Annotated in this window: 23 protein-coding genes and 1 pseudogene; 6 read left to right on the top strand and 18 right to left on the bottom strand. The window is 61.3% G+C overall.

The annotated features are described in order from the left end of the window. Positions 1-223 precede the first annotated feature (223 nt). Entirely contained in the window at positions 224-1672 is a 1449-nt protein-coding gene (locus QZR14_RS12335) for an ATP-binding protein (protein WP_250606865.1), read from the bottom strand. 422 nt (positions 1673-2094) lie between these two features. On the opposite strand from QZR14_RS12335, the gene QZR14_RS12330 reads away from it, so the two are divergent. From QZR14_RS12330 to QZR14_RS12305, 6 genes are all read left to right on the top strand, one after another. Next, positions 2095-3441: a hypothetical protein gene (locus QZR14_RS12330; protein WP_250606866.1), complete on the top strand. Its 1347-nt coding sequence runs from the start codon at positions 2095-2097 to the stop codon at positions 3439-3441. A gap of 35 nt (positions 3442-3476) precedes the next feature. Next, entirely contained in the window at positions 3477-5705 is a 2229-nt protein-coding gene (locus QZR14_RS12325) for an Ig-like domain-containing protein (RefSeq protein WP_311996693.1), read from the top strand. Between the two features lie 72 nt (positions 5706-5777). Further along, the gene (locus QZR14_RS12320) at positions 5778-6242 is read left to right on the top strand and encodes a curlin (RefSeq protein ID WP_128616044.1); all 465 of its coding nucleotides are present in this window, start codon (positions 5778-5780) and stop codon (positions 6240-6242) included. Between the two features lie 27 nt (positions 6243-6269). Beyond that, positions 6270-7721 (top strand): curlin, encoded by a 1452-nt coding sequence (locus QZR14_RS12315; protein ID WP_311996692.1) that lies wholly within the window; start codon positions 6270-6272, stop codon positions 7719-7721. A gap of 289 nt (positions 7722-8010) precedes the next feature. Next, positions 8011-8202, top strand: coding sequence for a type II toxin-antitoxin system RelB family antitoxin (gene relB, locus QZR14_RS12310; RefSeq protein WP_305443914.1), 192 nt, complete (start codon positions 8011-8013; stop codon positions 8200-8202). After that, complete coding sequence (locus QZR14_RS12305; RefSeq protein ID WP_305442492.1) at positions 8192-8461, top strand: type II toxin-antitoxin system RelE/ParE family toxin; 270 nt, start codon at positions 8192-8194, stop codon at positions 8459-8461. The genes relB and QZR14_RS12305 overlap by 11 nt, the downstream gene beginning before the upstream one ends. 98 nt (positions 8462-8559) lie before the next feature. Here QZR14_RS12305 and QZR14_RS12300 read toward each other — a convergent pair. The 17 genes and pseudogenes from QZR14_RS12300 to QZR14_RS12220 form a co-directional block, all read right to left on the bottom strand. Next, positions 8560-8694, bottom strand: a pseudogene (locus QZR14_RS12300) (CopG family transcriptional regulator); the annotation flags it as partial. A gap of 25 nt (positions 8695-8719) precedes the next feature. Next, on the bottom strand, positions 8720-9097 hold the full coding sequence (locus tag QZR14_RS12295; protein WP_305442488.1) for a DUF6124 family protein: 378 nt from the start codon (positions 9095-9097) through the stop codon (positions 8720-8722). A 948-nt stretch (positions 9098-10045) separates the two neighbouring features. Continuing rightward, the gene (locus QZR14_RS12290; RefSeq protein WP_311996691.1) at positions 10046-10906 is read right to left on the bottom strand and encodes a CsgG/HfaB family protein; all 861 of its coding nucleotides are present in this window, start codon (positions 10904-10906) and stop codon (positions 10046-10048) included. A 29-nt stretch (positions 10907-10935) separates the two neighbouring features. Next, the gene (locus QZR14_RS12285; RefSeq protein WP_311996690.1) at positions 10936-11367 is read right to left on the bottom strand and encodes a curli assembly protein CsgF; all 432 of its coding nucleotides are present in this window, start codon (positions 11365-11367) and stop codon (positions 10936-10938) included. After that, positions 11364-11756, bottom strand: coding sequence for a curli production assembly/transport protein CsgE (gene csgE, locus QZR14_RS12280; protein ID WP_123448755.1), 393 nt, complete (start codon positions 11754-11756; stop codon positions 11364-11366). Before csgE ends, QZR14_RS12285 begins: the two co-directional genes overlap by 4 nt. Next, on the bottom strand, positions 11753-12292 hold the full coding sequence (locus tag QZR14_RS12275) for a type II secretion system protein (RefSeq protein ID WP_311996689.1): 540 nt from the start codon (positions 12290-12292) through the stop codon (positions 11753-11755). The genes csgE and QZR14_RS12275 overlap by 4 nt, the downstream gene beginning before the upstream one ends. Further along, the gene (locus QZR14_RS12270; RefSeq protein WP_064588154.1) at positions 12267-12641 is read right to left on the bottom strand and encodes a type II secretion system protein; all 375 of its coding nucleotides are present in this window, start codon (positions 12639-12641) and stop codon (positions 12267-12269) included. The genes QZR14_RS12275 and QZR14_RS12270 overlap by 26 nt, the downstream gene beginning before the upstream one ends. A gap of 5 nt (positions 12642-12646) precedes the next feature. Then, entirely contained in the window at positions 12647-13120 is a 474-nt protein-coding gene (locus QZR14_RS12265; protein WP_311996688.1) for a type II secretion system protein, read from the bottom strand. Positions 13121-13122: 2 nt separating this feature from the next. Next, positions 13123-14970 (bottom strand): secretin N-terminal domain-containing protein, encoded by a 1848-nt coding sequence (locus tag QZR14_RS12260; RefSeq protein ID WP_311996687.1) that lies wholly within the window; start codon positions 14968-14970, stop codon positions 13123-13125. Further along, a complete protein-coding gene (locus tag QZR14_RS12255) occupies positions 14967-15479 on the bottom strand; it encodes a hypothetical protein (protein ID WP_311996686.1) in 513 nt (170 codons plus the stop codon). Before QZR14_RS12255 ends, QZR14_RS12260 begins: the two co-directional genes overlap by 4 nt. Next, positions 15479-16027 (bottom strand): GspMb/PilO family protein, encoded by a 549-nt coding sequence (locus QZR14_RS12250; RefSeq protein ID WP_250607208.1) that lies wholly within the window; start codon positions 16025-16027, stop codon positions 15479-15481. Before QZR14_RS12250 ends, QZR14_RS12255 begins: the two co-directional genes overlap by 1 nt. Further along, on the bottom strand, positions 16014-16559 hold the full coding sequence (locus tag QZR14_RS12245) for a PilN domain-containing protein (protein ID WP_311996685.1): 546 nt from the start codon (positions 16557-16559) through the stop codon (positions 16014-16016). The genes QZR14_RS12250 and QZR14_RS12245 overlap by 14 nt, the downstream gene beginning before the upstream one ends. Before the next feature lies 1 nt (position 16560). After that, entirely contained in the window at positions 16561-17364 is an 804-nt protein-coding gene (locus QZR14_RS12240) for a hypothetical protein (RefSeq protein WP_311996684.1), read from the bottom strand. After that, the gene (locus QZR14_RS12235) at positions 17345-19051 is read right to left on the bottom strand and encodes a GspE/PulE family protein (protein ID WP_311996683.1); all 1707 of its coding nucleotides are present in this window, start codon (positions 19049-19051) and stop codon (positions 17345-17347) included. Before QZR14_RS12235 ends, QZR14_RS12240 begins: the two co-directional genes overlap by 20 nt. Positions 19052-19132: 81 nt before the next feature. Continuing rightward, positions 19133-19663 (bottom strand): response regulator, encoded by a 531-nt coding sequence (locus QZR14_RS12230; protein ID WP_311996682.1) that lies wholly within the window; start codon positions 19661-19663, stop codon positions 19133-19135. A 219-nt stretch (positions 19664-19882) separates the two neighbouring features. Further along, on the bottom strand, positions 19883-20644 hold the full coding sequence (locus tag QZR14_RS12225; RefSeq protein WP_311996681.1) for a peptidylprolyl isomerase: 762 nt from the start codon (positions 20642-20644) through the stop codon (positions 19883-19885). Between the two features lie 14 nt (positions 20645-20658). Then, positions 20659-22209, bottom strand: a complete 1551-nt coding sequence (locus QZR14_RS12220) for an ABC transporter substrate-binding protein (RefSeq protein ID WP_311996680.1) — start codon at positions 22207-22209, stop codon at positions 20659-20661. Positions 22210-22213: the final 4 nt, after the last annotated feature.

The raw sequence follows: 22213 nt of genomic DNA, 5'->3' as shown, positions 1-22213 counted from the left end.
GAATTTATTTCCAGTTGTTACAGGGACTTGGAAGGCCTGTGGGTTTCCCCACTCCCCGGTGACCGGGGCTTGACACCCATTGGTGGGGGAAGTTCATAAGTTTTTGCAGCGTTTATAAACCTGTGCAGGAGCTGCCGAAGGCTGCGATCTTTTGATCTTGGTTTTTAAGATCAAGATCAAAAGATCGCAGCCTTCGGCAGCTCCTACAGGGGGAAGGTGTGAATCAGGGGACCAGTTGAAAGGCCAGGCGAACGGTGGTGCCCTCGCCTTCGCGGCTGTCGAGGGTTACGCCGCCGCCGAAACGTTCCATGATGCGTTTGACCAGCACCAGGCCGACGCCCAAGCCACCCGATTTGGTGGTGAAAAACGGCCGGAACGCCATGGTCCGTTGTTCTTCGTTCATGCCTTTGCCGGTGTCGCTGAGCACCACACACACGCCGCCGTCGCCGCTCGGTTCCAGGCTGACGGTCAACGTGCCCCCCTTGTCCATCGCCTCCAGAGCATTGGCCAACAGGCTGTTGAGGATCTGCGCCAACTGCACCGGCTGACTGAGCACCATCGGCGTGTGCTGCGGATGAAACATCACTGTCACCCCGGCCCTGGCGATCTGCTGTTCGAAGGCGACGAGGCTTTCGTGCAGCGCAGCCACCAGATTCACCGGTTCCGGGTCATCGTTGAGTGGACGCAGCGATTGCAACAGTTCGCGCACCCATTTCGACATGCGATCGACCTGGCCGATGATGTCCTTGATGTTCTTTTCGGCCGGGCCGGCATCGAACTCCAGCGCCAGTTCGGCGCTGGAGCGGATGGTCGCCAACGGATTGCGCAAACTGTGCGCCACCGCTGAGGACATCTCGCCCAGCGCGACAAAGGTTTCATTGGCGATCAGTTGTTTTTGCTGGGCGGCGAGCAGAATCGCCGCGCGCCGCACGATCCAGTACAGGCCCAGGTAAATCAGCCCGCCGCCGAGTGCAGTGGCCAGCCAGATCAGGGTCAAACCGCGCTCCATGCGCGCAATCAGGTCTTTGGGTTCCTTGTAGATCTCGACCATCGCCGTGACGTTCTTGCCCTCGGCGTCGAACAGCGGAATGTAGTTTTCGATAAAGATGTAATCCGGCGGGATGACGAACTTCTGTTCCTCCCGGGCCTTGTCGACGTCGTGGTAGCTGGCGGAGACCGGAATCTTTTCGTTGAAGGAGCGATCGAGGTCTTCATCGGCATGAATGCTGGTGCCGATAAGCGCGGGATTGGTCGACCAGATCACTTGGCGATCCGGCGCGTAAATGTTGGCGAGGATTACGTCCGGCAGGTGCTCGATGTGATCGAGAAATTCACCCCGCGCCCCGGCCCGGGCCTGTGGGTCGACATCGGGAAAGTCCTTGTCCTGACGCGGATCGAGCAATTCGCCCATCGTACGGATGTTGGGAATCGACACGTGGCGCACTTCGGCGGACGCGATGGCCTGGATGAACTGCGCGGTGAGCAAGGCATCGCGCTGCACGCTCTCATCGATCACGAAACGCGTTGAAACCGCGCCAAGTGCGATGGCCACGGTGCCGATCACCGCCATGCTGATCAGCGAAAACCAGCGCAGCAGGTTGAACGGTTGCTTGTGCGAGCCCAACCGTAGATGGCCCTCCTCGACCGGTAGCGATTTCGACTGCATGTTCATGGCGGCGACTTCCCGATACGTCCCTATAGGGTTATAGCCCACGGGTGGGGGTTTGCCCGGATGCGGGGATATCGACCCGGTTGCACCTCCCAAACTCACCCCCGATCCCTGTAGGAGCTGTCGAGTGAAACGAGGCTGCGATCTTTTGATCCTGTTTTTGAATCAAGATCAAAAGATCGCAGCCTTGGGCAGCTCCTACAGGGGTTTTGTGTACGGCGGGCCATGAAGGGCATCCCCACCGTCCCCGATTCTGGGGAATGACGCCCTTTCCCCAGCTATCCCATCCAGGGCTTTCCAACCGCAAAAGCCCTCTACCCCGGCCCTCTCCCGCCCATTCACCGCACCTTGGCATGGAAGGTGTACAGGCCCTGTGCAACTGACCCATCCCCAAGGGGCAGGTACTTTGATAGAGGGATTAACTCATGCACCCTTTACTGTCCAAAACCGCGACCGTCCTGGTCGTGAGCGCCTTGGCCCAGGGCATCGCTCAGGCCGCTTTGTTTGCTGTTGATCCGGGCCCGTACACGCCGGCCAACGGCGGCTTCGCCAGTTGGTATCAGGACTCACACGGTCGCACCCTGGATCTGTGCCTGTCCAAAGCGCTCAGCTCCCGAGTACCCAGCGCCCCTGGCGCCCCGTCGTACATGTGCTCGCTGCTGCCGACCCCCGGTGTGTTCGATGACGCGCAACCGATTGTCTTCCCGACAAACTTTCCCGACGAAGCGTTCTGGTTCACCGGCGAAACGGCCCTCGTTGACGCCGCAAGGGGAATTGATCTGGGCTACGTCAGCGCCATCGAAGCCGCATTCGCCGCTGAAGAACCGGTGGAAGGCGATCAGGTCAGCTTCGCGCGGATCCGTATTCGCGTCGATGTGCCCACCGCCGGCACCTATGTCATCACTCACCCGTATGGCGTCGAGGTGTTCAACATCGACACCCCCGGGCGGCGCGCAATCAACATGACCCGCGACATCGGCATCGGCACGCCGCAAACCTATGACGGCGCACTCAAGGGTGACATCGGGCCGTTCCTGCGCAGCGTCAATGGTCCGTACACCGAAACCAACCCGCTGACCGGGGCCGCCGAACAGTTCGTCGGCGACCCCAACCTCAGCGAGGCGGTCACCGGCAGCCCGTTCAACACCAACTTCGTACGCATCGAAGGCCCGAACGGGCTGGACTTGCGCACCACCACTTTCGCCGTCTCCGGCAAGTTGTCGACCGTCGTGCGGCCAACACCGATGATCCCGCAGCGCAGCACCTACTCACGCAAGGCCGGCGACAGCGCACCGGTGGCGCAGCAAGACGTGTTCGTCCTTGCCCCGCCTGCTCCGGGCACGGCGGCCGTCACCAGCAGCACCCCGGTGCTGAACATGACCGAAGCCAACAGCACCGGCAGCTGGTACGCGCAGTCCTCGGTCAACCCCACCTTGCCAACCACCTTGCAGGTGACCGCCGACAACCACCTGGCCATCGCCAGCAGCACGCCGACCACCCTGCCCATGACCCTGACCGACCTGGTGGTGATCCAGAGCGCGCAATACAGCCTCAGCTCCGGACAACTGACCGTAGTGGCCTCGACCAGTGACGAAACCTCGCCGCCGGTACTCACCGCCACCTCCGGCAGCGGCGCCGCCATCGGTGCGCTGGGCGGCGACGGCGCAGTGAAAACCCTGGCCACCGGGATCTCACCGATCCCTCCGGCCAAGGTCCGCGTGACGTCGTCCAACGGCGGCAGCGATACCGAAGAAGTGGTCATCGTGCAATGAACGCTCACATGCCCAGATCCGCATCAGGAGGCATCATGAACAAGTGGCCACGCTTCGCGCTCAACGCGCTCGGGCTCGCTCTCTCGCTGACCGGCAGTGCGTACGCGCAACTCGCCGCCGTCGACCCCGGCCCCTACACCTTCGCCACCGGGAAATTCCCGATGTGGTATCAGGACGAAAATCAGCTATCGATGGAACTGTGCCAGTCGCGTGCTGCCAGTTCACGCGTTGCGGCGACCACGCCGCCGGCCTACATGTGCATTCTCCTGGCCGAGCCGGGTATCTACGACGACGCCCAGCCGATGATCTTCCCGGACAACTGGCCGCCGGAGGCCTTCTGGTTTCTGGCCGAAACCACGATCACCGACAACGCTGCCGGTTATGGCGTGGACGCCTATGTCGCCGGGATCGAAGCGGCGTTCGCCTCGGAAAATCCGGCCGATGGCGATCAGCAAAGCTTTGCGCGGATTCGCATCCGGGTGAACGTGCCCCTTGCCGGCACCTATACGATCACTCACCCCTACGGCGTGGAAACGGTCAACGTCACCGCGCCCGGTCGGCGCGCGATCAATATCACCCGCGACATCGGCATCGGCGCACCGGGCAATTTCACCGGTGCCGTCGGTGGCGCAATCGGGCCGTTCCTGCGCAGCGTCAACGGCCCCTACACCGAAGTGAACCCGGACACCGGCGCCACGGAAACCTTCGTCGGCGACCCGAACCTCACCGAAGCAGTAACCGGCAGCCCTTTCAACACCAACTTCCTGCGCATCACCGGGCCGGCCGGGACGATCCAGTCGAACGTGTTCAGCCTGTCCGGCAAAGTGCTCGACAGCCGTCAGCAGACCCAGGTTGAAATCGACCGCGCCACCTATCGCCGCACATCGGCCGGAGTGCGTGCCGAGGTGTTCGCCAAGGCTGACAGCAGCTCGACCCTGTGCATGCGCGAAACCGTGGCGCTGCTCCCCGGCCCACCACCAACGCCGTGCCAGACCAGTCTGTTGGGTGACAACAACGGTCTGTTCTTCGGTCATCGCCTGGGTACCGGTGCAGTCCCACCGGTGGTGGTAGTGACCGCCACCAACCCGACCGGCACTACCCGGCCGACGGCGGTATCGGCCAAGCTCACCGACGTGGTGAAAGTGCAGACGGCGCGCTACAACTGGGCCAACCACAGCCTGCTGATCGAGGCCACTTCGAGCGATGAAGTGGCGATCCCGGACATGGTCGCCCAAGGTTATGGACGTCTGTCGAAGTCCGGCACCCTGCAACGCATCACCGTCGCCGACCTGACTCAGCCACCGGCCACCGTGACGGTGAAATCCGCCGCTGGCGGTGGTGACACCGAAGCGGTCGTCGTGGTCGGCACCGCGCCAGACACTGGTGAAAACCAGGCGCCGATCACTAACGCCGACAGCGGCAGCACAAGCTTCGGCGTGCCAATCACCCTCAGCGTGTTGACCAACGACAGCGATCCTGATGGTGACAATCCGCTGGGCATCACCGCGTTGACTCAACCAGCTGCCGGTCAAGGCACCGTCGCCCTCAACGGCACCACATCGGTCGTCTACACCCCGCCAGCGGTGGTCAACGTGCCACTGACCACGACCTTCACCTACAAGGCGCAGGACGCCAAAGGTCTGGCCTCGGCCAACCCGGCGACGGTGACGATCACCGTCGCACCGAACCAGGCACCGACCGCCGTCGCCGACAGCGTCGCCACCCTGGGCGTAGCGATCCCGATCAACGTGCTGGCCAACGACACCGATCCGGAAGGCAACGTGCCGCTGGCCGTCGCCAGCCTGACCCAACCCGCCGCTGGACGCGGCACGGTCAGCAGCAACGGTACGGTGATCACCTACACCCCACCGGCCACCGTGACCACCGCATTCACCACGACCTTCACCTACATCGCCCGGGACAGCTTCGGCGCCCTGTCGACCCAGGCTACGGTCACCGTGCAAGTGTCGCCACGGCCAGCAGCGGAAACGTTCACCGTCACCGCTTCCACGGTGCAGGCACGCTCCGGCGGACGGTTCAACTGGGACTTCACCGGCACCTCGTCAGTGACCACCGGCAACACCATCACCGTGCAGGTCACCACCCCGTCCGGGCTGGTCACCCTTGGCACCACCACGGTGCCGTTGACCGGACGCTGGCGGCTGACGCTGAACAACACGCTGGTCGTGCCATCGGCCAACCCGACCGCGACGATCCGCTCGTCCCAGGGCACCGTGCGCACGGTCTCGGTGACCACGCTGTAGGCCTGATCCCCAGCCACTTCCGGGTGGCTGGGGCTGACTTCGAACCGGTTAACGCCTGACAGGATGTAAGCCATGAACACGCCGACCGCCGCCCTGCTTTGCCTGCTTGTGTTGTGCAGCAGTGCAGGCGTGCGCGCCGACGACCTGATGGAAAACGACGACCTGGCCCCGACCAGCAGCGACCTCGGCGAACTGCCCCCACCCGTGGGTCAGCAAGCCCTGATCGATCAGCTCGGCCAGGCCAACGTCGCCCTGCTGCAACAGAACGGTCAGTCGCTGCTCGGGCAGATCGTGCAGTCGGGCAGCAATCAGGAAGCGTACATCCTGCAACAGGGCAGCGACCTGATGGCGCTGATCAACCAGAACGGTTCCGGCAACGCCGCTTCCATTACCCAAAACGGCAGCCACAACCGCGCGCAGATTTCGCAAAACGGCAACAACAACGACGCCAGCATTGAGCAGGCTGGCGCGGGGCTGCAAAGCGCCGTGACCCAGTCGGGCAACGGCATGAGCGTTTCGGTCAAGCAATACCGCTAAGCACTGCAAATCATCGGAGAGATCATCATGTTCAAACTGACGCCCCTCACCGCCGCCCTCCTGGTCATGATCAGTGCCCAGGCCATGGCCGACGACAGCCTGTCCAACCAAAGCCAGGCCGGTACCGCCAACATCGCCGACGTGAAACAGACCCAGGCCCCGTTCAGCACCGCCACCCAGACCCAACTGGGCCAAGGCAACGACGCCGCCGCCGTGCAAGACCACGCCAGCAGCGTGATCACCCAGGACGCCGTCGGCGACTACAACGCCGGCTACGTCGAACAACTTTACGAAGACAACGCCACCATCACCCAACAACAGGTCGGCGCCTTCAACACCGCCCACGCCAGCCAGTCCCTCGGTTTTGGCTCACCCAACAATGCGCTGCAACAACAGCAAGGCACCGGCAACTTCTCGTTCGTCTACCAGGACTCGCAGAACGGCAGCGAAGGCAAAACCTTCCAGTTCGGTGACAGCAACGAAGCCAACATCGAGCAACTTTATGAAGGCAGCGGCAACAGTTCAGTCATTACTCAATATGGCACTGCCAACTACGGCACCGCCGAACAAGTGCTGCACAACGGCGGCCAGATCGGCATCAACCAGGCTGGCGAAGGCAACTACGCCTACGGCGACCAGCGCGACGGCACCGGCGGCAACATCACCATCAACCAGTTCGGTAACCTCAACGGCACCGAGATCTGGCAAGACGCACAACTCGCCAGCCAGGCCACCGTCAACCAATACGGCGACAGCAACGAAACCGTGGTCGACCAAAGCTTCGGCGAAAACAACACCGCCGCCGTCACTCAGGTTGGCAACACCAACGCGATCTATGCCGACCAGTTCGAGTCGGTCAACTCGACACTGGCGCTGTACCAGGTCGGCAACGGCAACGTGCACTTCACCTACCAGAACGGCGACAGCCACGTCCTCAACGCCACCTCCGTGGGCAACGACAACAAGGTCTACGCCAGCAACTGGAAAGGCCCGCAAACCGGTGGCCAATTCGGCAGCAACCAGCGCGCCAACGTCACTCAGGCCGGCACTGGCAACATCGCAAACTTCACCCAGGATGGGGTCGGCCAGATCATGACCACCAGCCAGACCGGCACTGGTAACAAAACCACGGTCAAACAGGCTGATTCCTACAACGAGCTGTACTTCGATCAGAACGGCAGCGACAACATCCTGATCTCCGATCAGCGCGGCACCACCAACCTGATCCAGGGCTCGTCGAACGGCACTGGCAACAGCACCGAATTCGATCAATCCGGGACTGGTAACCAGGCGTACACCGCGCAGCTGTATGGCAGCGACAACATGATCACGGTCAAACAGGCTGACACCATGAACGTGGCGTACGTGACCCAGGGCGGGACGGGGAACATTGCCAATGTGGACCAGAGCGGGATGACGCAGACGGCGAATATTCAACAGTTCGGGTCGGCTAACCAGGCGAGTGTTTTGCAGCAGTAAGGGTTGGGTGTTGATGAACCGCGATTCTCTGGTGAAGTGGGTCGCGGTTTTTTTATATGTTTGGCGTAGCGTTTAAAATCGTTTGAGTCCTACAGAAAAAAGAATGTTTTCAGGAAAGCCGGCGGGATTTCCTACCGCTCATGGCGGTTGGCCGTCGGAAGTGCGCGGTCTAGGATTTGTCGGGACATATTGATCTCAATGGAGCTTGACCGACGTGCAACTCATCCAGACAGCGACGACAACAAACCCTATTCCAAATAGACTGCCAGGCATTGATCCCGGAGGCTCTATGGACGGCAAAATCTTCCCCATCGGTTCAGAGTTTGAAAGCGAAGAGCAAGCTAACAGCTATGACCGCTGGTTTCGTGCCAAAGTGCAGGCATCAAAAGATGATCCACGCCCGAGTATTTCGCATGATGAAGTGATGGCGGAAATGGATGCTTTGATCGCATCAATGCAAAAAAAGGTGGATGCGGATTAAGTGGCGGCCCGAAGCTCGGGCCGAACTTGCGAAAATTCTCAGGTACATTGGCGAGCGGAATATTCAAGCGGCAACTCGACTATCTGCATCCATCAAACAAGCCACATCAGCCCTTCCCGTACATCCTGATCTCTATCGTAAGGGTCGATCTTCCGGCACTCGGGAGATCGTTGTGCATCCGAACTATTTAGTGATCTATGAAGTGGCGGATCAAATCGAGATTTTGAGCGTTTTGCATACCCGTCAGGAATATCCATAAAGCCAATCGAAGAAATGCCTGCATTCCTATTACTCTGTCACCCACAAAAAACGCGACCTTTTCAGGGCCGCGTTTTTTCGTTTCTTATCGCTCTTGGTCTATCGGGAAAACTCAGGTAGCGATGACAGGTAAATCAGATAGTCGACCCATGCCAGTACCGATTGATGCTGAATGACTCGACCCGCCTTCACATCCGCCAACGCCTCCAGAGTAAGGCGATGATGTTCTGCCTCGGCGAAGCTGAACGACTGCGACGAACTATTCATTCGGTAACTCGACGTGATCAAGGGCCTGATTCACCGCCAGTTCGCCCAGCATCACGACTTGTGCGATACCGAGCGCGGTCTTGCGGTGTGAGGGTGGCAGCAAAGCAGCGAAGTTGTTGAGCATTTCACTGGCCGAACCGAGGGTTTCGCTGGCGTTGGCGAGCAGGGATTCGGTGTTGTACCTGGGGTTGGCGAGGTACATGGGTTCCGGCTCGTTGGCGCTGGACATGATGTGGGCGGTGGGGTTGAGGTAGAAATCGAGGGCGCGGTCGGCGGCTTCGTGGAGTTTTCTGCTGTCGACTGAGGCGTAGGGGGATGTGGTTTCGGTGGTGATTTCTGATTCTGGCGGATTGGGTGTTGGTTTTTTCATGGTGTTTATCTCTCATTGATGGTTGCAACTGGCCCATTCGACTTCCAGGAAAAATGGGTGGCAGCTGTACGCAGGCTGGAAATCCGGGAGAGAGCAACCCGGCAGACACGAATGTCTCCCGCGCACAACCGCCATAACAGAGTGCACACAATGAAAGTGCGCAAGCATACGTTATGAAAGGCCTAATCGCTCTCTCGTATCTTCGGGTTTCCATGCCCGGTCGCTGATTTGGCAGCGACGAACACAGGCTAGAGACCGCACGTCCGACGGACAACCTGAAAACATTGTGGGAAGGTTCCGCAAACTCGAAACACCGTTAAACATCCAGAATTGAAATACGCAAAGGCAGGAGCTGCCGACGGCTGCGATCTTTTGATTTTTCAACAGCAAGATCAAAAGATCGCAGCCTGCGGCAGCTCCTACAGGGATGCGTACAACCCCCAGAAATTGGCCGGCTGTCAGGCCGCCATCGCTGGCAAGTCTAATCGTCGCACCGCAGCTCCCACAGTAACCACGCCCACCATTAGGCCGAGTGTCAGCTCGCCTGCTCTTGATCTTGATCCACGGGCGACGTCGGAAGGCTGAGTGGAGGGATTGATCCGGGCGTGGGAGCGCAGCGACCGTTTGGCGCAGCCAAACACAGCGAGAGGAGGTGCAGCGAAGCAAACCGTAGGCGCTGCGCCCGGATCGATCCTGGAGCGAAGGAACCCCGAGCTTTAGCGAGCGGGCCGCACGTAGGAGCAAGCCTTTTTGGTTACTTTTTCGGCGTCTGGAAAAAGTGACCCGCCGTAAGGGCGGAACCCTAAGCAGCCGTTACCGCAGAAACGGATATGTACTCAGTCAAAAAGAACCCCGCCGCCTGACAAAAAGCCATCGCGAGCAGGCTCGCTCCCACAGTGGGAACTGGGTACATCTGCAAGAACCTGGTCGGCCCAAAGGCCGCCACGTTCACTCGGTTTCAGGATCAACCCTGTTCTGACTCAAATACCGATTCAAAACATCATCCTGAGAAGGCGAAGAACTGTCCCCCGCCACCTGCCACAACCGCCGCTCAATCCCCTGCGCCACCATATGCCCCACCGCCGCCTCAATCGCCGACAACACACACAACTGCGCCGGCTCATTCGTCGTATAACCCACCTCGGCTTCGAGCAACTTCTTGAACTCGATAAACTTGAAAATCCCGGCACTGCGCGCCACCGAATAAATCGTCTTACTGGTCATCACATTCGACAACACCTGCCCACTGCGCACATCCACCGCACGCAAGTTGACGGTCACCTGATCCACCCGATACTCCCGGGAAATATCAATCCCCAGATACCGCGCCCCTTCCCCACCGCTACGCACATTGGTGTCATACGCAATGATCCCGCCCTCAAGCATCATGTTCGCCGCCTGCAACGGTGGCAGTTCACCCTGAATATTTACCGGCGTATTCGGCTTCTTCTGCGACGCACGAATGATCTTGCGCTCGGTCAGCAGGTTCTGCAGCCCTTCCCGTTCCAGCACGACAAACCAGCCACTGGCCTGCATCGCGTCCATCAACATCGACGCCGCGCCCTGGGTCACGCTGGTGGAAAACGAACTCGCCGGCGTTGGCTTGTACTGCCCGGTCTGGTCACGGAAGCCGTACACCACCGCCATCAACCGCCCCTTGGGGCGCGGCATCTTCAGCAAGTCGTAATAAGTCGAGGCCCTGGGGGTCAGAGTCGGGGTTTCGGTGTCCTGCTCGGCCGACATCGGCTCACGCAGACTGCACCCTTGTAATGTCGCCAACAGCAGCCCTAGCGCGATGATCTTTTTCATGTCCGTCACTCCCCGGAACCGTCAGCCCGTCATGGGTTGAGGCCGTTCACCTGAATTTCCGAAACCTCACCGGTCGCTCGATCGGTCACTTCAATGCTCAGTGCCCCGGAGTCGTCGATGACGTTGACGATAAAAGAGTCAGTGGACAGGCTCCCCGTGTTGCCAGTGGAGATGTTGTCCAGCAACTGCCCTAGCAGCCGCGATTGCAATTGACTGGTGAAGCGCTCCAGCGCCGACGTGCCGGCCACGGTCGAACGGCTCTTGAGGTCCGGGTCGTCGTAATCGTTTTGCGCCTGGGCGTTATTGAGCAACCAGGTGCCGTTCAACGGGTTGCCGCCGAACGACGGGTTGACCGGTGTGTAGACCAGTTCAGTGGCCTGGACAGCCGCGGCGCTGGCGAGCCCGATCAACAACCCCGAGATCCACAATCCGCTGCGCCGTGAGAACGTTGTGCTGTTCATAGTTCGTCCTTCTCAAGGTCGGTGGTGTCCTGCAACAGAGCCTCCAGCTTGCGCTGGACTACCTGGCGTCGAACCCAGTCGGCGGCCGCGTAGGCCTCGTCCTTCAGTTCCACGGTGTTCGGCGGCAGGAAGCGTCGATACACCAGGCGTTGCTGATATTCCACGGTCACCAGGCTGCCCCAGCGCGCGTCGGGGCGCTCGCGCACCACCAGGTTGAAATCCATCGGGCTGGTGTCGCGCAGGCGTTCACTGAACGAGTAGTAAAAGTCGTGGCCGATGTGCGAAATCGTGTCGTCGACGATGAAGCCCATCATTTCGTCTTCTTCAGCGGCGTGGGCGCAGCACGCCACAGCGGTGAGGATCAGCGCGCACATCCACTGGCGGCTCATGGCTGCAACGCCTGCGGCAAGTTCGACTGGCCTTTGGCCGGGCCATTGGTGCCCTCAAGGAAGGCTTTTTCGGCAACAAACTGCCAGTCCGAATAACGCTGCATGCCTTCGAAATCCGACCACTGCGTCGGGAATTCCGCCTGCTTCAATGGCAGCTCGGTCGACGGGCTGTTGAGGCCGGTGATGCGTCCGTCGAAACCGCGTTGCAGCGCCCATTCACCTTGGCCGATCGGGTCCGGATAGAGCTGGCGCAGGTGATGCTTCGCCTCGGGAAAACGTTGATCGTCGAGCAGGTCGACCAATTCTTTCGGGTACTGCGCCAACCCCGGCGAACTGCGGTAGTAGCTGCGCAACGCCTGGGCGTATTGGGTACCGACCCAGAGCAACTGGCGCTCCCGGTCACGGCGCGACGCGGTCGACCACAACTCGCCGGCACTGGCCAGGCCCATGCCCATCACGACGATCAGGAACAGCACGCCCAAGTAGGTGAAGCCACCCTGCTGCGCGCGGTTACCACTCGGCATACTGGCTGCCATCACGCGCCCTCCCGGTAGCACCGCTTTTGATGTCGGCCACGCCACCGGCGACGCCGTCCGGTGGCGCGATCAGCACCCACTGGTCTTTGCGTTCGGTGATCGGGTCCAGTGGTGCGCTGCGCAAGTAACGTTGTTCGATCAGTTGTTCGATGGAATCGGGGTAGCGACCGGTGTCGCCGTAGAAGTGATCCAGCGCCTCACGCATCGCCGACAGGCTTTGGCGCAGCGTGGTTTCCTTCGACGCTTCAAGGCTGTTGAAGTAGCGCGGCAGCGCGATGGTCATCAGCGTGGCGATGATCGCCATCACCACCATCAGCTCCAGCAAGGTAAAACCTTTTTCCCGGCGCATGAGGTTCACCACTCGCGGTAGGCGATGCCGTTGAGGCCTTTCCCGCGCGCCGTGGAGTAGACGTCGAACACGTCCTCGCCATCGCGCGGGTTCTGAGCCGAACTGTTGTAGGCGCGCACGCCCCAACCCCCTTCGTCATCGCGTTTGGCCGGCACCAGCGGATCGCGCGGGATGCGGCGTAAAAAGTAGAACTTGGCGCCTTTGGCACTGCGCACATCGCGCACGCCTTCGACCAGCACCTTCAGGTTCGGCGGGTAGCCGCTGCTGTTCAGCGACTTCTCGATGTAACCGGCATCAAAGGCGCGTTTGTAGGCGTCGATAGCGTCGCGGATCTGATACAGCGCATTGCGCAATTCCTGCTCCTTGCCACGCCGCACCAGGGTCTCGGTCAGGGGCGCGGCCATGCTCGCCAACAGGCCGATCAGGGCCAGCGTCACCACGACTTCGATCAGGGTGAAACCGCGTTGGGAGGCGTTCATGATCAAGGCTTCTCGACAGTGACGCGGGTGGTGGCCACGGCCGATTCACCGACTGCACGCGGCTGCGCGGCAGGCGACGGCATCACGTAGCTCTGCGAACGATCTGGTGCCTGAATGTGCATGCTGGTTTCGGTGCCGGTGGAGAACTCCATGTCCGACGGGCTCTGATACGGCAGGTTGCGCACGATCCGTGGAGTGATCGACAGCACCAGTTCCGATTTGCCGACGGTGTCTTTGTTGCTGCCGAACAGGCGGCCCAGCCCGGGAATGTCACCAAGGCCCGGAATCTTGTTGCCGGTGGCGCCGTGGTCGTTGCGCATCAGGCCTGCAAGTATCTGCGTTTCGCCGTCGTGCAAGCGCAGCGAGGTTTGCGCGTTGCGGGTGTCGACCTGTACCGGGATCGTGCCCTGACGGGTGGGTTCCAGCGGCGTGGCGTTACTCACTTCCAGAGCAATCTTGATCGCCACTTCGTTGTTCAGGTGCACGGTCGGTTGCACTTCGAGTTTCAGACCGACGTCGAGGTAAGTGACGCTTTCGGTGATCACCGGGCCTTGGGTCGATGGCACCGAGGTCGCGCTGATGATCGGCACGCGCTGGCCGATGTGGATGCGCGCCTGCTCACGGTTGCTGACACGAATCACCGGGCTGGCCAAGGTGTTGATGTCGTTGTCCTGCGCGTTGATCTTGGCTTGCGGTGATGGCGAGATCGAGATGCGGCTGGAGTTGATGCCTTTGAGTTGATCAAGCAGGGTCACCGCCGAACCATCGCTGTTGACCACGCCGAAGGTGTTCGGCCATTGCAGGCCAAGGTCGAGAATGCGCTGGGTGGCGACTTCCATCACCTCCACCTCGAGCACCACTTCCGGGTTGGACTGGTCCTGCGATTGCAAGAGCTTTTCGGCCATGCGCACGGCGTCTTCGGTGTCGCGCATGGTCAGGGTATTGAGGCGTTCGTCAACGAACACGTCGCGGGTCTTGAGCATGGTTTTGACCATGTTCAGCGCGGTATTGGCGTCGATGCTGGTCAGGTAGAAAGTGCGCATCACCAGCTCCTGGTAATCCTTCACTTTCTGCGGCGAATCCGGGTAGATCAGCAAGGTGTTTTCGTTCACCACTTTCTGGTGCAACTGGTTCTGTTGCAACAGCAAAGTCACGGCGTCTTCGATGCGCACATCACGCACGAAGATCGTCGCTTTCATGTCAGGGCGCAGGTCTTTGTCGAAGATGAAATTCAGCCCGGCGACCTGCGACAGCACTTCAAAAATGGTCTTGAGGTTGGCGTCGCGAAATTCCAGGGTCACCGGCCGATCAAGCTTGGTACGCAGTTGCGGATAGGCAATCACGTTGCGGCTCTGCACCAGGCGAATGTTGCCTTGCAGCGCCAGCGCGCCTTCGTTGTTCGGATCGAGTTCGAGGATCTGTTTGACCTGGCGATCAGCGCCGTAGATGTCGCCGCGACGCAGATCGCCACGGGCCAGTTCCAGTTTCTCGTCCATGCTGCGCAGGTAGTCCATCTGCTTCAGGGCATCCTGGGCGCGGCGGTTGTTCGGCTCGATGGTCAGCACGCGGTTGTAGGCGGTGCGGGCCGAAGCGAAGTCGCGGCGCGAACGGTCGGTGTCGCCGGATGTCAGCAGCGCGGTGATTGCCTTGGCCCGACCGCTGTTGAGCAGCAAGTGCAGTTCGGTGTCGCGGGGATTTTCACGCAGGCCTTCCTCGATCCGGGCCAGCCCCGCCTCGTACTGACCCTGTTCAATCAGGTCGGCGGCTTCCTTGTTGGCCACTTGTGCGGAACTGCACGCGGCCAGCCCGGCACACAGGCCCAGGCTCATCAGCAAACGGGAACGGTTCATTGCGTACTCCCCACAGACAAGGTCTGCGACAAATGCAAAGGCAGGTAAACCAGGCTCAATTCCAGATCGGAAATGCCGGTGATCTTCCAGGTGTCGTCGATCACATCCCCGTTGCGCACGACGTAGATCTTTTCGCCGTTCTGCAAAAACACTTGCAGGTCGCTGCGGTCATGCAGCCTGCCGACGAACTGAAACGGCACCGGTGGCAGGCTCGGGGCTTGCACCACAGTTGCTGGATTGATGGCAATTTCGGTGACCGTGGCCAGGGTTGGCGCAGCTTTCCAGGTTTTGGCCGCGAACAGGTCGCCGGCCGGGCTCAGGTCCTTGATCGGCGCATCCTTGGCCTTGGCGATGCTGGCCGGTAGCGCGCCACGGGATTTCCCCGGCGTGACGACGGCCACTTCGTTGGAATCGGCGTCATCACTTGGCGAGAAATACTCCGGCAACCACGCCAGTGCCGCCGTCACGCCGAAGAACGCCAGCCAGCCTGCCACGCGCTTGGTATTCATCACGACCTCGACAGGTAAAGGGTCATACGGATCCGGCCATTGAGGTCGGTGTCGCCAATCTTCTTGCGTTGCAACTCAAGGTCTTCCACCACCACCGCCGGCAACTGGCCGAGCAACGCGTGCAGGAAACGGCGCAGTTGCGGGTAGCTGCCGCGTACTGGCAACAGGATTTGATAGCGCGCCAGATGGGTTTTCGGGTCGACGCCGAGGGCGTATTCGCCGCGCGCGAGGGTGATGTGCTCCTGGGCTGCGAGGGCGTAGATGCGATCGATGGCGACGGTAGCTTGCGGCTGCGCCGGCAGTTTGTTGCGGAAGTCGTCGAGCTGACGTTGCGGCACCACCGGCGGCGCGATACTGCCGTCTTCAACCTTGGCCAGGTACGCGGTGGCTTCCTGAGTCTGTTGGCTGAGGTGCTGCAACGATTGCCAGCCCGGCAACAAACCGCCAAGTGCCCAGGCCACGGCGACCAGCAGCAGCGCCAGCCCGGCCAGGCCTGGAATGCCGAGACCTTGCAAGTATTCGTGGACGATCAGTCTAGGGATTCGCATCGCCAATCTCCCAAGTCGCCGACAGGTTGAATTGCACCGGTTGCTCCGGCGATTTGACGACGATTTCGTGGCTGAGCAGCGACACATCGGACAGCTCGTCGCTGGCTTCCAGACGTTTGTGGAAGTCGAGCATCGCTTGCAGATCCCGCGCTTCGGCGCTGATCCGTACCTGGCCTTTGCGCGCATCCGGGGTCAGGGTCAGCAGCGCGACGTCATCGCGCGGCATCGCTTCGAGCATGGCGAACAGGCGTTCCCACGGCCGGCGCAGTTGCTGCGAGACCTTGCGCATCTCGGCGAGGTTTGCCGCTTGCTCACGGGTTTCCGCCGGGCTCAGGGTGGACTTGGCGCCGCTGTCGCCGGTCAGCTGACGCTGAGTGGTTTGCAGGTGGCCTTGTTGCTGTTCGGTGTGCGCGTCGAGGTGCTGTTGCACGGCGAAGCACAGCAGCGCCAGCAGTACACCGCCGCCGAGCAGGCTCCAGCCCAATGGGCCGGAACGTGGGCGCGGCTGAAAATCGAGGTTAAGGGCGCGCATCTCAGGCCACCGCCCGGGACATGACGTACAAGCCGTCACGCACGGTCATCGAGGCGTCTTCGAGGGTGCGCAGCTGCACACCCGCCACAGCCGGATGCGCGTCGAGGCGCGCCGGTGCATGCAGATAAACGTTGAAGGCACGTTCGCTGGTCGACGCTTGCAGCTGGCGTTCACGACCGATCAGGGCATTCAACGCCACGTCGCTGTCGCTGCCGCCCACCGAACGCACCCCGGCCCAGCGCCCTTCCCTCGCCAGCAACAACACGCTGCGTTGCGGCTCGGCGACGACGAACAGGAAGTCGCCGGCATCGAGGCTTTTGTCGAAGCGGTTGAACGCCGCCATCAGGTACGGCTGCACCGAGCGCAGGCGCAAACCGCGACCGCTGACCAGCATGCGCAGGCGTTCGAGCAAGTCTTGCGGCAAGGCGCTGGCGATACGGTCGTAACCGCCAGGCTCGGCGGACAGCACCAGACTCCAGGCTTGCGTCGGCGCGCCAAACAGATCATCGAAACACAGTTGGGCGAAGCCGCGCAGTTCTTCCGGGCTGCTGATCTGCGCGCTCCATGGCACCAGGCAGAAGCGGCTGAAGTGTCCGGAGATGACCACGCTCAATTCGGCACCGGCACGGGCATGTTCACCGAGCAGGCGATCGAGGGTATCCAGCGCCACCGCGTAGCTCTGGAAGCCTTCGTCGATGTAACCGACGCTGCCCAGCCACAAGGTGTCGCTGCCGCGCCGCTGACCGAGGCCAACACCGCTGGCGCCGAGCACGGCGACAAAACGCTCACGCGATAAAAGTGACACGATTGATCTCCTCCAGCGTGGTGCGACCTTGTTCCACCAGCTCCAGCGCCGATTCGCGCAACAGGCGCAAACCACGGGCGCAGGCCAGGGCTTTGATTTGTTTGATCGGTTGGCGCTCGACGATCATCTGGCGCAACTCGTCGTCGAGGTGCAGCAGCTCGGCAATCGCCGTACGCCCGCGATAGCCGCTGCCCCGGCAGTGGCCGCAGCCTTTGCCGTGGACGAAGTGGTAGTGATCGACTTTCTGTGGATCGAGGCCCGAGGCGCGCAGTTCTTCATCGCTCGGATTGACCGGCGCGCTGCAACTGCTGCACACCAGTCGAATCAGGCGCTGGGCGAGAATCGCGTTGAGCGCCGAGACCAGGCTGTAGGGGTCGATTTCCATTTGGGTGAAGCGGCCAATCACGTCGAAAACGTTGTTGGCGTGGATGGTGGTGAACACCAGGTGACCGGTGAGCGCCGATTGCACGGCGATCTGCGCGGTGTCCGGGTCACGGATTTCGCCGACCATGATCTTGTCCGGGTCGTGGCGCAGGATCGAGCGCAGACCACGGGCGAAGGTCAGGCCTTTTTTCTCATTGACCGGGATTTGCAGCACCCCCGGCAGTTGATATTCAACCGGGTCTTCGATGGTGATGATCTTGTCCACGCCGTGGTTGATCTCGGTGATCATCGCGTACAGCGTGGTGGTCTTGCCGCTGCCGGTCGGGCCGGTCACCAGCACCATGCCGTAGGGTTCGGCGGCAAGGCGGCGCAACTGGCGCAGGGTCTCGTCTTCAAAGCCCAGCGCCTGCAATTGCACGCCGCAGACCTTGTCGGCCAGATCCTGTTTGTCGAGGACACGCAGCACCGCGTCTTCACCGAAAATGCTCGGCATGATCGACACGCGAAAGTCGATCTGGCGACCGCTGATGCCAATCTTGAAGCGCCCGTCCTGCGGCACGCGTTTCTCGCCGATATCCAGTTCAGCCATGACCTTGACCCGCGAGATCACCTGTTCGGCGAACTCGTTGCCTTGGACTTTACTGATGTTGTTGAGCACACCGTCGATACGGTACTTGATCACCAGGCCATGGCCGGTGGTGCCGAGGTGGATGTCGCTGGCGTGCATTTTCAGCGCGTCGTACAGGGTCGAGTTGACCAGTTTCACCACGCTGCTGGCGTCTTCACTGATGCTGGTCAGCGACAGGCTTTGCAGGGTGTCGATTTCATTATGCGTGTCGCCTTGGGCGTTCAGCGATTCGACGGCGTGGAAGCTTTCTTCGTGGCGGGCCAGATAGGCCTTGAGGTCATCGGCATGGACCAGATGCAGCGGCGCGCCGTGCAGGCAATCATCGATCCAGGCCAGGCGCGCCGGATCGAAGGGATCGGCGAATACACCGATGACTTCGTCATGGTGGCGCAGCAGGATGAACTCACGTTTGAGGCATTGTGCGAGGGTGACCCGGTCGAATACCGGCGTCGCTTGAAACAGGCTGTCGGTGTCGAGTACCGGGTAATGCAGGGTGGCGCCGAGGGTGTGAATGAACGGCATCGGCGCCAGTTCACAGAGCACGCCGAGGGCTTCAAGCACGCGTTCGCCGGAGGTGGCGGCCCGCGCCCGGGCCTGGGCAAGCTGTTCACTGGAAAAGCGTTCCGGCGCGCTCGGCGCCAGCAGAGGTTCAACGACAACGGACAGACGTTCCATGGCTTGCTCTCCAACCGGGGCTCAGAGCCCTGTCGGCGCGGCAAACCTTGGCGGCAAGTGCCGGAACGTCTGATCGCGCCATTACTCCCCGGTGAGCATTTGATCGTCGTCCGGTGCCATGGCGTGCGACTGTCGTCGCCGATCCGCCAACACCCAACTGCCATCGTACAACTGCAACGGGAAGCTCTCGGTCCTGCTCTGGCGTCGTTCGACAAACCCTTCGGAAGGGCTCGCACCGGGTTTCGCTTCGCGCTTGATGCCCAGAAGGTCGCAGACAGCTCGGGCCAGTTCCGCCAAGGGAAACGGTTTGAACAGGATGTGGCTGACTTGCAGTTGCCGCGCCCGCTCACAGACTTCAGCGGTCGGGTGACCCGTTATCAGCACAAAATGGCACGTCCTGTTCTGGCGGACCGCGTCGAGCACCTCAAAGCCTTCCATATCAGGCAAGCGGTAATCGAACACCAGCACGTCGGGAGCAAAGGTTTCGGCCAAACCGATAGCCGTCGCTCCGTCATGTGCAATCTTGACGTCCAGCGCCTGCGCCGACAGATAGTCCTGAAGGTTTCGCGCAAGCAGCTGTTCGTCTTCGACAACCAGTACTTTGTTAACCAAGGTCGACTCCTTGAAACAGCAGGTCCGATGACCCCGCCCTGAGAGTGCGCCTTACCAGGGGTAACGCACACTTCATGCCAGGCTGAGTGCCGGTACTTTTATGTCTTCATGTCCTTGAATTTAATGACAATGCCCGCTCGTCCCGGTACCCCGTTCCCCAGAAACGGGGAAGCACCTGAATGGGCATCGAAGCCATTCCCCACTATTGGGGGGGAACCTTCAGTCGTCGTCAATTCGTTCGATCCTGTTCTGCACCCGTAACTGCGCGAGCACCTGACGACGAGCCTGGGTCTGTTGTTGTCGGGCGAGTTGCGCCCTGACTGTGTCCAGCCCCTGCAAATCTGGGACATCGGCGGCCTCCAGGTGGTTCGGTAAATAAATCACATGCCAGCCGAACGGTGAGCGCACCGGTTGGCTGGCAAACGTCGCGGCCTCGGCAATCGGCGCGCGCATTTGCATCAAGCGTAGACGCGCTGCGGCGACTGTGGCTGCATCCGCTTGCACGGGCACGCGGATCAGCAGGTGGCGGGGTTGCAAGGTATTGGCGCGGATCAGCTCGGCAAACATCTGCTGCGCTGCCATTTCCCGGCGGGTGTATTCGGTGAAGGACGCCTCATCGAAACCGGCGTCCTGCAAGCGTCGGACGAATTTATCCGTGCCGCCGATAGCACTGCGGGTCTGCTCGACTTGCTGAAGCACCACTTGATCGTCGATCTGCAGCCCGCGCTTTTGCGCTTCCTGCCACAGCAGCTCTTTGTCGATCAGCGCTTGCAGTGCTGCCTGGCGCAGCTGTTTATAGGCTTTGGGATTACGAATGCTCGCCACGGCGCGACCCTGATCTTCCAGGTATTCGGCGAAGAAGCGCTCAAAGCGAAACCCGGAAATCTCCTCGCCGTTGACTCGCGCCACGGCCGGCTCGTTATTGGCCCACGCCAGCGGCAGCCAGCAGGTCAGCAGCACTATCAGCGTTGTGAGTTTCATGATCGGCCCTCCGTTCAGGGGCTGGCAACAATCGGTTTATAGGGCGCGACCAGATAGAAACGCTGATCGGGCAAATCCACAGTGACCACGTGTGCACCGCTCAAACCCAGACGTCGACCGGGGCCGAAGCTCAGGCGCGGGGTCAGGCCGGTGTCAAAGTCGTGCAGGCCTTCCAGCGCCGCCACCAGTTTCTCGCGGCTGGCGTCGCGGCCCGCCTGTTTCATGCCTTCGCTGAGCAGCAACATCGAGGCGTAGGCGCCGACTTGCAGCACCGCGTGCTGGGCGCCGAGGCCCTGGCCTTCACGCAGTAACGTCAGGGCCATGCGTCCGGTCTGGGTCCAGTCACTGGGCACGAACGGATAGGCGAGAAACACCCGTCGGGTGAATCCGTCGGGGACTTGCAGCAGGTCGCCGGCCACCTGGCTGGAGGCAGCAAACAGATACGGCACTTGCCCGGCGCTTTGCAGCCGCGTCGCCAGACGACTGAAGCCGCCGCCATTGCCCAGATAAAACACCGAGCGCGAACCCAGCGGTAGCGCCTCTGCCGTCGGGTCATAGGCTTGCAGTTGGACTTTTTGCCAGCCGTGATCCTGCAAATACTGGCCGAGGTTTTGCGCGGCCAGCGTTTGTGCCGGGTCATCGGGATAGGCAATCAGCGTCGGCCCTTGCAGCACGCGCAAACTCGCCGTGGCGTAATCGGCCAACGCGATCAACTGTTCACGCAATCCGGGCAATGGCTCGAAAATCTGCGGACTGGCCTGCAGGGTGCCGAGGATCGACATCGGCCCGATCAGCGGCACGCCGGCCTGTTCCAGGCGCAGCCCCAAGTCACTGTCGAGGGCCGGCGCCAGCGGCGCGATCAACGCGAACACTTGTTCTTGCTCGATCAACTGCTGCAAGGCTTGTTCGGCACTGGCGCGATCCGGGCCGGGATCGATCACCGTCAGGCGCAGTTGCCGACCATGTATGCCGCCATCCTGATTGATCCGCGCCACACTGCCGTTGAGCACCGCCGCCACCGTCGCGCCCTCCTCGGCCAGCGGCCCTTGACTGGGCAACAAGGTGCCCAGATGCAAGGTCTCGGCATCGAGGCCGGGGTCGCGCTCATCGGCGAGGCGTTTGAGATAGGCGGTGAGGTTGCGCTGATCTTTCATCGGCAGCAGAAAGCGCGGCATGCTCGGGTCGAGGCGATTGTGGCCGGGGTCGCGGCCCTGCTCGATCGCCGTGGCCAGAGTGCTCTCGCTGTAGGCCGGATAGCTGCGGCCGTTGACCTGTTGCTGGCCGTAAGTGCTGGTCAGTCGCGACCAGTTCAACTCGGGGGGACGCACGCCACCTTCAGGCCGGCCGAGACCATCGGCGCCATGGCAATTGGCGCACGGCAGACTGGTTGCCGGCAGCAACACGTCCGCCGCGCCAATCCGTGCCATGATCGCTTCGCCACTGGCCGACAGGCCTTGGCGGTACAGGCGCTTGCCCGCTGCCTCTTCCGCAGTCAACGGCGCAGCGCTCGCGCCAAGGCTGACGCCAGCGAGCAGGATCAGGACGAGTACACCGCTCAGGTTCATGGCG

The sequence above is a fragment of the Pseudomonas sp. rhizo66 genome (assembly GCF_031931925.1).
In the GTDB taxonomy this organism is placed as follows: domain Bacteria; phylum Pseudomonadota; class Gammaproteobacteria; order Pseudomonadales; family Pseudomonadaceae; genus Aquipseudomonas.
The sequence above is the reverse complement of the archived record's forward strand: the minus strand, read 5'-3'. Positions and strand labels throughout refer to the sequence as shown.